The 12,970-nt window shown below is 61.4% G+C and carries 15 protein-coding genes; 3 read left to right on the top strand and 12 right to left on the bottom strand.

The window, feature by feature from the left end:
- Positions 1–76: 76 nt before the first annotated feature.
- The 4 genes from AC5ZGW_RS09685 to AC5ZGW_RS09670 all read right to left on the bottom strand — a co-directional run bounded on the left by AC5ZGW_RS09685 (position 77) and on the right by AC5ZGW_RS09670 (position 2,593).
- Positions 77–1,003 (bottom strand): lactate/malate family dehydrogenase, encoded by a 927-nt coding sequence (locus tag AC5ZGW_RS09685; protein ID WP_130223755.1) that lies wholly within the window; start codon positions 1,001–1,003, stop codon positions 77–79.
- A gap of 174 nt (positions 1,004–1,177) precedes the next feature.
- Positions 1,178–1,318, bottom strand: a complete 141-nt coding sequence (locus AC5ZGW_RS09680) for a hypothetical protein (RefSeq protein ID WP_245474549.1) — start codon at positions 1,316–1,318, stop codon at positions 1,178–1,180.
- Positions 1,319–1,500: 182 nt separating this feature from the next.
- A complete protein-coding gene (locus AC5ZGW_RS09675) occupies positions 1,501–1,998 on the bottom strand; it encodes a putative zinc-binding protein (RefSeq protein ID WP_207230952.1) in 498 nt (165 codons plus the stop codon).
- Positions 1,943–2,593, bottom strand: a complete 651-nt coding sequence (locus AC5ZGW_RS09670) for an alternative oxidase (protein ID WP_130223757.1) — start codon at positions 2,591–2,593, stop codon at positions 1,943–1,945. Before AC5ZGW_RS09670 ends, AC5ZGW_RS09675 begins: the two co-directional genes overlap by 56 nt.
- A 208-nt stretch (positions 2,594–2,801) precedes the next feature.
- On the opposite strand from AC5ZGW_RS09670, the gene AC5ZGW_RS09665 reads away from it, so the two are divergent.
- Positions 2,802–3,503, top strand: coding sequence for a Crp/Fnr family transcriptional regulator (locus AC5ZGW_RS09665; protein WP_130223759.1), 702 nt, complete (start codon positions 2,802–2,804; stop codon positions 3,501–3,503).
- 50 nt (positions 3,504–3,553) lie between these two features.
- Here AC5ZGW_RS09665 and AC5ZGW_RS09660 read toward each other — a convergent pair whose 3' ends face one another.
- Genes AC5ZGW_RS09660 through ubiT form a run of 4 tightly spaced genes read right to left on the bottom strand, consistent with a single transcriptional unit; the run spans position 3,554 to position 6,532 of the window.
- Positions 3,554–3,907 (bottom strand): hypothetical protein, encoded by a 354-nt coding sequence (locus tag AC5ZGW_RS09660; RefSeq protein ID WP_130223761.1) that lies wholly within the window; start codon positions 3,905–3,907, stop codon positions 3,554–3,556.
- 18 nt (positions 3,908–3,925) lie between these two features.
- Positions 3,926–4,873, bottom strand: coding sequence for a ubiquinone anaerobic biosynthesis protein UbiV (gene ubiV, locus AC5ZGW_RS09655; protein ID WP_496113905.1), 948 nt, complete (start codon positions 4,871–4,873; stop codon positions 3,926–3,928).
- 55 nt (positions 4,874–4,928) lie between these two features.
- A complete protein-coding gene (ubiU, locus tag AC5ZGW_RS09650; RefSeq protein WP_130223763.1) occupies positions 4,929–5,906 on the bottom strand; it encodes a ubiquinone anaerobic biosynthesis protein UbiU in 978 nt (325 codons plus the stop codon).
- 2 nt (positions 5,907–5,908) lie between these two features.
- The gene (ubiT, locus tag AC5ZGW_RS09645) at positions 5,909–6,532 is read right to left on the bottom strand and encodes a ubiquinone anaerobic biosynthesis accessory factor UbiT (RefSeq protein ID WP_496113904.1); all 624 of its coding nucleotides are present in this window, start codon (positions 6,530–6,532) and stop codon (positions 5,909–5,911) included.
- Between the two features lie 30 nt (positions 6,533–6,562).
- Here ubiT and AC5ZGW_RS09640 point away from each other — a divergent pair, with 30 nt between their 5' ends.
- Positions 6,563–8,065 carry a UbiD family decarboxylase gene (locus AC5ZGW_RS09640; RefSeq protein WP_496113903.1) on the top strand — a complete coding sequence of 501 codons (1,503 nt, stop codon included), beginning with the start codon at positions 6,563–6,565 and terminating at the stop codon, positions 8,063–8,065.
- Between the two features lie 16 nt (positions 8,066–8,081).
- Here the strand turns inward: AC5ZGW_RS09640 and AC5ZGW_RS09635 are convergent, their stop codons facing one another.
- The 4 genes from AC5ZGW_RS09635 to bioB are packed head-to-tail and all read right to left on the bottom strand — an operon-like array spanning position 8,082 to position 12,197.
- Positions 8,082–9,371, bottom strand: coding sequence for an adenosylmethionine--8-amino-7-oxononanoate transaminase (locus tag AC5ZGW_RS09635; RefSeq protein ID WP_130223765.1), 1,290 nt, complete (start codon positions 9,369–9,371; stop codon positions 8,082–8,084).
- Complete coding sequence (bioD, locus tag AC5ZGW_RS09630) at positions 9,368–10,000, bottom strand: dethiobiotin synthase (RefSeq protein ID WP_130223767.1); 633 nt, start codon at positions 9,998–10,000, stop codon at positions 9,368–9,370. Before bioD ends, AC5ZGW_RS09635 begins: the two co-directional genes overlap by 4 nt.
- Positions 9,997–11,151, bottom strand: coding sequence for an 8-amino-7-oxononanoate synthase (locus AC5ZGW_RS09625; RefSeq protein WP_130223769.1), 1,155 nt, complete (start codon positions 11,149–11,151; stop codon positions 9,997–9,999). Before AC5ZGW_RS09625 ends, bioD begins: the two co-directional genes overlap by 4 nt.
- A 47-nt stretch (positions 11,152–11,198) precedes the next feature.
- A complete protein-coding gene (gene bioB, locus AC5ZGW_RS09620) occupies positions 11,199–12,197 on the bottom strand; it encodes a biotin synthase BioB (protein WP_496113902.1) in 999 nt (332 codons plus the stop codon).
- Positions 12,198–12,335: 138 nt separating this feature from the next.
- Between bioB and AC5ZGW_RS09615 the strand changes: the two genes are divergently transcribed.
- Complete coding sequence (locus tag AC5ZGW_RS09615; RefSeq protein WP_165435071.1) at positions 12,336–12,968, top strand: GntR family transcriptional regulator; 633 nt, start codon at positions 12,336–12,338, stop codon at positions 12,966–12,968.
- Positions 12,969–12,970: the final 2 nt, after the last annotated feature.

Here is a 12,970-nt window from a genome sequence, read left to right as displayed (position 1 = left end):
AACGTGTGGCGGTGGCCTGTATTTCCGATCCGCACGCAGGTTTGTCCGAACGAACGCGCGGCTGGAAGCGATCGTCCTACTGCTTCAAACGAGTGGACGCGTCCGCGATGCGCCGAGCGCTTGCGTGTAGCGCTGCCTCTTCCTGCTGGCTCATCTGCGGCGTGAGAACGCGCTCGACGCCGGCTGCTCCGATCACCGAGGGCAAGGAGAGGCTGACCCCAAATGCTTTTTGGGGACTCGATACCGGAAGCATAACCTTCTCATCCCGCAGAACCGCCTCGGCGATCCGCGCGGATACGATTCCGATCCCGTACTGGCTGGCACCGATGCCCTCGATGATCGTGATGTTGGCCTGCCGGACATCCCGTTCAATCTGCTCTTTCGTCTCCGCCGGCCGATCGAGAAGTGCTTCGACCGGACTGCCGCCAATTCGCGCGGAGGACCAGAGAAAGGCGCTTGAAGTGCCATGTTCGCCAAGCACCAAGGCATCTACGGCGGTCGGAGCAACGCCGAAGTGACGGGCGAGATGCGTCCGGAAGCGCAGGCTGTCAAGGAACGTCCCGGTGCCAAACACGCGCTCATGCCCGGCGGCAGTGCGGGCGATATCGGTGAGCGGGTCAGGTGGATCGGTCACGACGATGATCACCGCGTCCTGCGCAGCAGCGACGATGGCGGGAACGAGTTCCCGGTAAATCTTGGCATTGGCGGTGAGGAGCTTCAGCCGGCCTTCCTTGTCGCTCCGATCGGTTGCGCCTCCGGCCTTTTCGTTGACGCCGGCAGTGAGGAGAACGACCGAGCAACCGGTCAGATCCGCGATGTCGCCGCTTCGAACGGCGGTCACGTCCCCCATCGCCGCTCCATACGTAATATCCGTGGCGATCCCGACGCTCCTCGCCTGTGTCCTGTTCACGAGGACGACTTCGTCCGCACTGCGCCGAAGACCCAGCGCCATTGCGCAGGCGGCGCCGACCGCGCCAGCCCCGACAATTCCGACTCTTCGCATGCTCTATTGCTCCAGCGCAGGTATCGGACACACGCCCTTCCGCCACGTCAGTATAGTAGCAGCGTGCTGAGCGATAAAGCGAATGCACCGGCGCTTCAGCGCAAGCGTCGTGCTTATTCGAAAGTGCTGACGCGTGTGGCAGACGACAGTCCGTCGTGCGGATGAATTCACCAGCTAAGGCGATCGCGCGCCGATACGCTCGAACTGCCGTTCCTCGTCTTGGGCGGCAAGCAGGGCGGCCAGCGTGGAGCATTGAGTGCGGATATCGGGAATCGCAATGATCTCCCGGAAGGCGGCGCGGGCGAGTGGACCCACGGCGAATAGCCGCTGGGACGGAACGCCGTCGCGATTGACGATCGCACAATCGCGCCGGTCTCGATGCCGATGCAAAGCGGATCGACGCGGGAAGCGCCACTTGGAAGCAGGTGGAAGCTCGCGCCAGAGCCGCTGGGTATACGGCCGGATGCCGTCGATGACGGATCGTGCATGGCCTGGAACTATGTACGATTCTCGACGACCATTTCGGTGAATCGCTCTGACAGAGCGTCGGCGATGCGTTCGAATAGCTCGTCAGCTTGAGCAGGATCAAAGTCCATCCTGAATCGTTTCTTTACGCCGAACTGCGTGAGATCGTAGTGACTTGCTGCTTGGACACCGTGTCGCGCCAGGCAACTCTGAACACATTTGAGCGCGCAGCCATCGATCGCGACGATTGGCCGCCCCGAGGTCGCAACTCGTACAAGCGAAGGAACGTCGCCTCCGACCCCCGCGATGCAGGACATTTCTGCTTTCCCGGTTCGATCCAGTCGGATCGCGAGATGGTTCGCCAGCTGAGCGGCGCTTGAACAGCCAGAGCAGGAATAGACCAGGGGCAGATCGGTTCGTCGCGCCATTTTCCGTTCCTTGTCGCAGGTCACCAATTGAGCCAGAAAAATCGCCTCAGGCGTTGCCGCGTGGAAATGCCTGACCTGCCGCCAGCGCGTCGGCGAAGGCATGGTGCAGGTCGCGGTGGATGGCCTCATCCTCGCGCATGGCGAGGATCATGTCAGTGACATCCGAATCCGGCGGTAGATTCCAATACGCGATGGCTGATGCGGGTGCCGCGTCGCTGCTGCGATCATCAGATCCGAGCCGAATGAGGTATTCCGAGTAACCCCGGACCGCTTGCTCGGCGAAATATCCGGCCAGGCGATGGGCTGTCCGGGCGGATATCAAGTAGAGAATGAAAAAAGCATTGTAGAATGCCGCTTGCGCGATGGCGATCAGGATACGTTCCCAGGCGCGAGGCTGAGCCAGCGCAATAAACGACATCAGATGAACGCGCTGGTTCTCCGCCTCGTCCATGAAGGTCCGGATCCAGCCGCGATCGTCGAGCATTAGGCGCAGGCATTTGAGATGCAGCAACGTTGCGGCGACCATCGGCGGGACCGCGGCCACGGTCTCGAGCACAACGACACGATGGCCGTATCGACCGCCAAAGAGGGCGCCGGCCATCGATGCGCCCGCGCGCACGATGCCCAGCGCAATCCGGTCAGCCAGAGTGTCTGGCATGTGATGTCGAAACAGATCCGTCTTGTTGACGAGCAGCATTTTCGATCCCGTGTTGGGGCACGCCTCGGCATCAGTCGCCCCGTCTCTGGGTCGGCGGGCAGGGGCTTTCCTCTTGTAGGACAAGCCTTGGCATTATCGGGAATAATCGACCCAACTATTTGCGCTGGCTCAAATTGGAGGGCATTGCCCCACACTACTATGTGACAGCGGAGGTACACCGCCAGATGTGTAGCATGAAGTCGGCGGCATGGATTACTCTCCGGACCTCGATCTTTTCGCCCGGACCGAACTGTTTCAGGGGACTCCTCCGGAAGCGCTCCGATTCCTTCAGGCGTCAGCGGGACGAAGGCGGCTCGCCGCCGGCGACATCCTGTTTCAACAGGGCGACCGCACGACGTCCCTTTGTGTCGTGATCGCGGGCCGGTTGCGGGCGTCGCAGATGGCCCAAGACGGTCAGCAGATTATCATCCGCTATATTGGTCCGGGAGAGGTCGCAGGCTATGCGGCACTTGTGGGCAGTGATACCCATCCCGGCACGGTGACCGCGGTGGACGATAGCCATCTGATCGGCTGGACGAGTGCCATCGTCAGACAGATCATGGAGCGTTATCCCGTTGTTGCCATCAACGCCCTCACGTTGTTGGGGCGCCGGTATCACGAGATGCAGATCCGTCTGCGTGAATTGTCGACCGAACGGGTCGAGCGTCGGATTGGTCATACCCTTCTTCGCCTGGCGCATCAGTCGGGTCGCCGAACTGCGCGCGGCATCGAGATCGCCTTTCCGCTATCCCGTCGTGACCTCGCCGAAATGGTCGGAACCACCCTGCATACCGTCAGCAGGACGCTCAGCGCCTGGGAGGAGCGGGGCATCGTCAGTTGCGGGCGGTGCCGCGTGGTCCTGTGCAAGCCGCATGCTCTCGTGGCCATCGCAGACGAGGAGGAAGAATAGTTCGGGCTCCGAGTCCGAAACCAGCGTGTCCCATTGCGGCGCGTGACTACCTACTCCGTCGTGATTTGCCGCAATGCCAAGACCCCGGCGAAGGCGCTATCGACGATTTCGGAAAATACAAGCTCCATCTCTCTGAACACGGTTCGGTCGGGTTCGCTCTCGGTAAGCGCGTCAAGCTCGGATAGAAGCGATAGAAAGGCAGCGATTTGATTTCTGCAGTCGCGTGCCTGGACAAGCTGCCGCCGGGACAAGCGGCGCTTTTCAAGCGTCGCAAATCGATCGAGGGCCCCAGCCAGAGAATCCTGACACGTACAGTCCAGGTTGACCTGCGTGAGAACATGCCGCAGCCGGTTGACGACATCGATGGTTCCGTCCTGCGGTAGGCGCCGTGCTGCAATCGCCATATGAGGCCCCAAAGGTTGCTAGAGCATGTGCGGTTTAATCGGTTCGCGGAATTGGTGTGGCTGGCCGGACCGGGCATCGGGTGCAACGGAGAGAAAGCCGGCTCTTCCGTGGAGAAACCCGTTGGAAAATGGCACGTCCGGATAAAGCTGCGCGAGATGTCGCGTTCCGCTCTCCACATCCTCGCGGCCATCAAGGACCGCGCGGAAGATGCTAATGACCGCGACCATGTCGCAATGCTGTGGCGAGAGGCGGAATGACCCGACGCCGGCTTCGCGCAAGGCTTCGGCGTCGCCCAGTAGGTTGGCGCAGGTGGACGACAGGGTCTGAACGCCGTTGACCGTCAGGAACTCGGCGCCATCGAGCGTCTTCAGCATCAGTCCATCCGGGTCCTGCTCGCAGACGAACTGGCAATTGTCTTTTGTCAGCTTGTGAAGGCGTGCGTGATAGCAGCGGGCAGAGATGGCCAGAGGCACCCGGCCGAAGGCGAAGATATCGATCAGGACGTTGGGAAGTGCGGCCGCAATCGCCGCGATCGACGACAGCGGCAGCTCCGGGGGCAGGCAGATTCGTATCGCTCCGCGCTGGGCGTGGAACGCGGCGCTGGCTTCGTTGTAGATGTTGATGAACGGACCGATCGCATGAGGGCGACCGACAAGTGGCTTGAGACAGGTCAGATCGTTCACCTCGACCAGGAGCTCTGCCGTGTTGACGAGTTCGGCCATCTGGCGACGCTCGCGGGGCAACGAGGTCAGGATCAGGGAGCCGAGCAGGACCTGTTTTCCGGCGGCACGGAGCCGCTCAACGACCGCAGGCAGATGTGGAGCGATGAAGGGCGATCGCTTCGAGCAGACGATCTCTCCGATCACGACGGTGTTGACCGGCGCTTCGTCCGCAATGCGAAAGTAGAAGTCGCGCCAGCGTTCGGACGCCCAATTGTAAAGAACTGGGCCGAGGCTGAGCTGCATGAAACCATTCCTCCGATCGGTTTTCTTTAGTCGTTCAACTAGAGGCCCTAGGCACTTACCTCCAGGTCTTGCGATAGGCACCCACAGTTGTGGCCTGACCCTCGGTGAATGGTACAAGTTGCCCGGCATCGATCGGCAGGCCGGAGTCCAGCGCGTCAAGAGCTTGACGAAAATGCCGCACGACACCCTCGACATAGGCCCGGCCGCGCTGGCGCCCTTCGATCTTGAGCGCCGTAACGCCGGCGTCGCGCAGACCGGCAAGCAATGTTGCCGCGTCAAGGCTCACGGGATCCTCGAAAATATAACCGGTGCCGTGTTTGGTCGTGAAGCGGCCCTTGCAAAGCGTCGGATAGCCGGCAGCTTCACCGATCTCGAAGCTGTTGATTGTGAATCCGCCGAGGCTCGACTTCGTCCTGCCGTCCACCTGTTCATAAGCGACATGGCTCGCGGGAGAGCATACGCCCTGCATGTTCGGCGACTGGCCGGTGGCATAGGATGACAGCGAGCAACGGCCTTCGGCCATCACACAAAGGCCGCCGAAGACGAACACTTCCGTCTCACAGGTCGTCTCGCGGACGATGCCGGCGATTTCCGCAACGCTCAGGACGCGGGGCAAGACGACGCGGCGGGCGCCGAATGTCTCGGTGTAAAAAGCGATGGCATCCGCGTTGGCGGCGGCGGCCTGCACCGAGACGTGCAGGCGTTGGCCAGGATGGCGGCGCGCTGCATATTCCAGCAGTCCGACATCGGCCAGGATCAGCGCGTCGGCCTTGGCCGCGACGGCGTCGTCTATCGCCCGATGCCAGAGACCGACGGCGCCCGCGCGCGGGAATGTGTTGATGGCAACCAGGACCTTCACGCCGCGGCGATGGGCAAGGGCGATCGCATCGCGGAGCTCGTCGCGGCTGAAATTCAGACCTGGAAAGTTTCGTGCATTGGTCTCGTCGTTGAAGCCGCAATAGATCGCATCGGCTCCGGCATCGATCGCGGTCTTCAATGCGGCTGGTGTGCCCGCGGGACAGATCAGCTCCATCGTCAAATCCCTTTGTGCGATCGATTTGAGGCGCTGGCCACCGTTCGAGCAATCTGCAACGTGCGTTTCAACGGTTCGGCCAGTGGTCCGAATATGCTGGCGATCTCCGCCATCGGGTCGAGTTGCGCGTCATCAATCGCGTTGCGAAGCGCGAGCACCGCCTCGACATCGCCTTCCACCACAAGGTCGCGGGAAAACAGCAATGCATCGCCGTCAAGGTGGCCTTCGACCAGACCAAATAACCCGGCCAACGGACTGGAAATCCGAGCATCAACATCATCCGGCAGGTTGCGCACCACCGACAGGCGCGGGCGGGAAGGGGCGGGCTCGAGCAGAAAGCCAAAGGGCAGATCGGTCGGCTTGATGCCAAATCGTTTTCGGGCATGCTCGCCCAGCCTGTCGAAGATCCTCGGATGTTCCCTGCAAATGCGAAGCAGCACGACCGTGAGTACGGTGTGAAGCGGCAGCAGCGGCAACGGGCGCACAGCAAGCGCCAGCAATGGAGGCACCGGCAACGGTGACGGCGCAGTCGGGGGCACTTTCGAAAAATTCATCGTGTCAGAATAGAGCGATGATCCCGGGCATTGTTTGCGCAAGAACAAAGAAGACCTGGAATTTTGCTGCATAGGAGTCTCTGTGTCTTAAGGAGAAGCCTCTTGCTGCGCCGCGACGTGCCGCATTTTCAGGAAATGCACGACTTTCTGGTTTTTCTCGAGAGTAAGGGTCAATTGCGACGCATTCGCGAGAAGGTTTCGGTGGTGCACGACATCACGGAAATTCATCGTCGCGTTCTTCGCCAGGAAGGACCGGCCCTTTTGTTCGAGCGGCCGATCAGGGCGGATGGGGCTCCTTCGGATATACCGCTGCTGACCAATCTCTTCGGTACGATCGAACGGGTGGCCTGGGGATTTGGCGTGCGGCCCGACCGGCTGAGAGAGCTTGGCGAACTGATGGCCGAACTGCGCGCGCCGCGGCCGCCGCAGAACCTGATCGATGCCTGGCGCAAGCTTCCCCTGGCAAGGGCCGCACTGGCGACCCGGCCGCGCACGATTTCAGCGGCGCCGGTGCAGGAATGTATCGCAACCGGCGACGCCATAGACCTCGGCATTCTGCCGACCCAGGTCTGCTGGCCCGGAGAGCCGGCGCCCCTGATCACGTGGCCGCTGGTCATAACTGCGCCGCCCGAGCCAGCCGCTTCGGGCCAGGACAACATGGGCGTCTACCGGATGCAGGTGCTGGGCCGCGACAGCGCCATCATGCGCTGGCTGCCGCATCGCGGCGGTGCCCGTCATCACGATCAGTGGAAAAAGCTTGGCCGGGACATGCCGGTTGCTGTCGTCATCGGCGCCGATCCTGCGACCATGCTGGCTGCAGTCTTACCTGCGCCGGAATCCATTTCCGAACTGCGGCTGGCCGGCATGCTGCGCGGGCAGCGGCTGGATCTGGTCCGCTGCATCACCGTTCCGCTCTCGGTGCCAGCCACGGCCGAAATTGTCATCGAAGGTTATGTGTCCGCGACGGAAACGGCGCCCGAGGGTCCTTATGGCGACCACACCGGCTATTACAACTCCGTCGAGGAGTTTCCGGTGTTCCGCGTGACGGCGCTGACGCGGCGGCGCAGCCCGGTCTATCTCTCGACCTTCACCGGACGTCCGCCGGATGAGCCATCGCGCATCGGCGAGGCGCTCAATCATCTGTTCCTGCCGCTGGTGCAGCAGCAGTTTCCGGAAGTCATCGACCTCTGGCTGCCGCCGGAGGCGTGTTCTTACCGGATCGCGGTTGTCGCGATCTCCAAGCGTTATCCAGGGCAGGCGCGGCGCCTGATGCTCGGGCTATGGTCGATGTTGCCCCAGCTCACCTACACCAAGTTTCTCATCGTCGTCGACGGCGATATCGATATCCGCGACTGGCGAGCGGTGATGTGGGCGGTCGCGACGCGAAGCGACAGTTCACGCGATCTCGTCACGCTTGCCGATACCCCGATCGATTACCTCGATTTCGCCTCGCCAAAGCCCGGTCTTGGCGGCAAACTCGGCATCGATGCGACGGCAAAGATGCAGCCGGAGACCGAGAGGGCCTGGGGTGAAGTGCTGGCCATGGACCCCGCCGTGACGGCACGAGTCGACGCTATGTGGCCGGACCTAGGTCTGGGTGGATAGACCTTTGCCGGTCTTCTCAGGAGATCAGACCCGGTTTCTCGGGGACTAGCGCATCGGCGGCATCGCTCACGCCGGCGTAGATCTCATTGAGGTCCGCCGCTGTAACGCAATACGGCGGCATGACGTAAATCGTGTTACCGAGTGGCCGCAGCAAGAGATTGCGATCGCGGAAAAAGGCCTGGAGCTTCGGGCCAATGTCAGCGAGGTAGCCGCTGTCGGGTACGGCCAAATCAAGGGCTGTGATGGTGCCGATCCGGCGAACGTTCTTGAAGCGTGCGTCCGCGCGAAATCGTTCAATTCCGTTTTCTTGCATTGCAGCCACGGATGCGATGCGCTTTCGAACGTCCGGATCTTGCCAAAGATCCAGGTTCGCCTTCGCTGCTGCACAGGCGATCGGGTTGGCCGTATATGAGCTCGAATGAAAGAAGGTCCGCGTACGATCTTTCGAATAATGTGCGTCAAAGATGTCGGCGCGGCAGAGTGTCACCGCGAGCGGAAGCGATCCGCCGGTGAGACCCTTGGAATAGCAGGCGATGTCAGGCGACACGTCAGCCTGTTCACACGCGAACAATGTTCCAGTCCGGCCCCAACCGGTCATGACCTCATCGGCAATGAACAAGACATTAGAAGCCTCACAAATCCGCTTCATCTCTCTCAGCACCCACGCTGGATACATCAGCATCCCGCCTGCGCCCAGGATCAGCGGCTCCACAATAAAGGCTGCCGGATTGTCGTTGCGGCACGCAGCTTCAAGTGCGTCAAGCGTTACCTGTTCGTGGCCGCGCTCCGGAAACGGCACTGAGGTGACATCGAACAGCAATGGTTCGTATGCCGCGTTGAACACACCCCGCGCGCCGACCGACATCGTACCCACCGTGTCGCCATGGTAGGAGTGCTGCATCACGACAATGCGCGAGCGCGGCTCGCCGATGTTGTGCCAATAGCCGAGTGCCATTTTCAGCGCGACCTCTACGCTGGTCGAGCCGCTGTCGGAAAAGAACACGTAGTCGAGGCCACGGGGGGCCAATTTCAGAACCAGGTCAGCGACCTCTTCGGCCGGCTCGTGAGTATGGCCAGCGAAGATGATCTGGTTGAGCTGCTCCGCCTGCTTCTGAATGGCGCTTACGATTTGCGGATGGCAGTGGCCGTGGGTCACCACCCACCAGGATGCGATTGCGTCGATGATACGACGGTCGTCTGCGGTATAAAGATAGGCGCCTTCGCCGCGGACAATCTTTGTCATCACGCCTTGCAGCGCATGCTGGGTGAATGGATGCCAGATTCGCGACCGCTTCTCGTGCATCATGGCTTGAAATCATCGCGGTTGAATGAGCCTTCGAAGGCGGTCCGCAACGCGTCCGGGCCCAGAGGAGAAAGCCAGGGCAATCGTCCAAGCTTCCGTATCCGTCCGATCCTACAAATCGTGTTCTCGGTATCGACGTTTTCGTCGCCAATGAATGCAATCCCGAGAATACCGATCCCGCGATGTCGCAGCGCTTCGATCGACAGCAGCGAATGATTGATGGTGCCGAGCGAGGTGCGCGCGCAAAGAAGGACCGGAATCTGCCAGCGCGCAAAGATGTCGATGTACAATGTGCTGCGGCTAAGCGGCACCATCAGCCCGCCCGCCCCCTCTATCACAAGCGGGCACGCACCGGTATCGGGCACGTGGAGTGACTCCGTGTCGATACCAACCCCGTCAATCTCAGCAGCCAGATGGGGCGAGGCCGGTGTTCTGAGACGGTAACGCTCTGGCACGATGCGATCGCAGGAGAAGGCTCCCAACCGCGCGACGTGCTCAGAATCGGTCTCCCCGTCGAGACCCGCTTGAACGGGCTTCCAATATTTGGCGCCGAGGAAACCGACGAGGCCTGCCGCGAAGACAGTCTTGCCTATCCCGGTGTCCGTGCCAGTCACCACGATCCGCTCGCTCATGGGGGCGTGGCCCTTGTCTCTTCGGACAGGGCATCGAGCATCGCCCGCACATCATTCTCGCCGACGTTGAGGGTTATGGAAATTCGCAACCGTGCTGTGCCTGCCGGTACGGTTGGCGGCCTGACTCCACGGATGTCGAAGCCTCGAGCCTGCAACGCAGCCGCCAGAGCCATCGCACGGGCGTTGTCGCCAACGATATACGGCACGATCTGCGAGCGTGAAGGATTTTGGCTGCCGCGCACGGAGAGCTCTCGATGCGTGAACGCGACCAGGCTCGCCAGACGTTGCTGTCGGTCAGGTTCCTGCTGAAGGATTGATAGCGCTTCCCGCACAGCAACTGCCATCAGGGGGGAGGGAGCGGTAGCGAAAATAAACGGACGGCAACGATTGACCATGAAGTCGCGCAGCACGCGGGTCAAAGTGACGATTGCACCGGCTGCACCCAGCGCCTTGCCGCAAGTATGAATGACAATCAGGTTTTCGCGCCCCTCATAGGGGGCGGTCAGTCCGCGACCCTGCGCACCGTAGACGCCGGTGGCATGAGCCTCATCCACAACCAGGAATGCATCGTGCCGGTCTGCTATCGCGACGAGTTCCTCAAGCGGCGCGAAATCGCCGTCCATGCTGTAGATACTTTCGACCACGATCCAAACGCGGCCCGTTCCGCCTTTCGCTCGCCAGTCGCGAATCCTGTCCTCAACCGACTTCGGGTCATTGTGGGCGCTCTCGCAATACTCAGCCCGGCCAGCGCGCGCTCCTTCATGAATGCTCGCGTGAACGAGAGCATCGAGCACGAGCAGGTCGCCCCGTTGCGGCAATGTTGTCAGAAGCGCAAAGTTTGCCAGATATCCGCCGCCGAAAAATAGAGACGTCTCGGCTCCGAAGAACCTGGCAGCGTCTGCTTCGAGCTGTTCGTGCTCCGCGCAGTTTCCGCGCAGAAGCCGTGACCCGCCGCTTCCGATCGGTGTGCCGGCCTCGAGTGCGGCAGCGACAGCGTTCCTCATGCGCGGCGCGCTCGCCAGCGCAAGATAGTCGTTCGACACGAAATCGATGCCTGCGCGCGGCTTGAGGCCGCGCAGCCGGTCATCGTCTTTCAAGGCCTGCAAGGCGGTGTGATAGCCGACAGTTTTGTCTGCATGGATTGCGTTCATTGCCTCGTGTCCCGGACAGGCGATCAGTTGGGCAAGTTGAGAGGGGGCTAAGCGACGCGGCTCTGGCCAAGCTGGGATCTCATGCCGAGCCGCTGCAGCAAACTCGCGTCGCGATCGCGTTGCGGGTTCTTGGTGGTCAGGAGGACATCGCCGATGAAGATGGAGTTCGCGCCAGCAAGGAAACACAGCGCCTGGAGTTCGTCGGTCATGTATTGCCGTCCAGCGGAAAGCCGCACCACGCTCTTCGGCATCAGGATGCGGGCGACCGCGATCAGCCGCACCAGCGCGATCGGATCTGGCCGCTCCGCGGTGTCATTGACCGGAACGCTCTTGACCTCGTTCCAGAGGTTGATCGGCACGCTCTCGGGATGAACGGGTAGATTGGCGAGCAGAACCAGCATGCCCAGGCGGTCATCAACGTGTTCACCCATGCCGATGATACCGCCACAACAGACCTTGATGCCGGCGTCGCGTACATGTGCCAGCGTATCGATGCGATCCTCCAGGGTGCGGGTCGTGATGATCTTGTCGTAGTACTCGGGCGACGTATCGATATTGTGATTGTAGAAGTCGAGCCCGGCTTCGGCGAGCCGCGCGGCCTGGTCGGGCGTCAGCATGCCGAGCGTGACGCAGGTCTCCATGCCGAGGCCTTTCACCGCGCTGACCATATCGCAGACCTTCTCGAGGTCACGGTCTTTCGGATTGCGCCAGGCGGCGGCCATGCAGAAGCGGGTGGCGCCTGCCTCCTTCGCGCGCTCAGCGGTTGCGATCACATCCGCGTGGTCCATCAGGCGCGTGGCCTTCAGACCGGTGTCGTAATGTGCGCTCTGTGAGCAGTAGCCGCAGTCTTCCGGACAGCCACCTGTCTTGATGCTGAGCAGGCTCGCCGTTTCGACATGGTTCGGATCGAAATGCTCGCGATGAATGCTCTGGGCCTGAAAGATCAGGTCGGGAAAGGGAAGGGCGTAGAGCGCTTCGGCCTCAGCGCGGTCCCAGTCGGTGCGGACCGCTTCGATATCGCAGGTGTTGCTTTGTTTCGCTTCCACGGCATGAACCATAAGACTTGCCCTCTCTTGGAACCCTCATTATAGATAATCTGAGATATTATCTATGATCGAGGCCAGAAGCAGATGCTAGCTGAGGCCGCGGACGTGTGCACCTGATTTTATGATAGATAATCTATGATGGCCGACGAGAATAAAACGACAGCGGGACGCATTGCCGAGTCAATCGGCGCGCGCATCATCAGCGGCGCACTGCAGCCGGATGCGGCGCTCCGGCAGGACCACATTGCGCGGGAATTCAGTTCAAGCCACGTCCCGGTACGCGAGGCGTTTCGGCAACTGGAAGCTCAACATCTTGTCGTCGCTGTGCCCCGTCGCGGTGTGCGCGTTGCGCCGCTCGATACCAACTCGGTGAAGGAAATTGCCGAGATGCGTGCGGCGCTCGAAGTCGTCGCGCTGCGGAACGCGGCGGCGAAATTGACGTCAGCCCATCTGGCGCGGATCGAATTGGCGCTGATCGAGGGAGACAATGCCGAGACGATCCAGGACTTCGAGGCTGCCAACCGCGCCTTTCACCACGCGTTGGTGGCTCCTTGCGCGATGCCGCGCCTGCTCGCCAGCCTCGACGGTTTGCAGCTCGCAAATTCTCGCTTGGTGTTTGCAATGGCCCGTAATGCCGGCTGGCGACCGCGGTCCAATCAGGATCACCGCTTGATCCTGCAAGCGCTGCGAGCGCGTAATCTCGATCAGGCCTGTGGTTTGCTCGCCCGTCATATCCAAACCATCGAGCGCCTCGCAATTCCCACCTCGTGAGC

The organism is Bradyrhizobium sp. Crot121, assembly GCF_059512385.1.
Note: the sequence above shows the minus strand (reverse complement) of the source record. Positions and strands in the feature narration are given on the sequence as shown.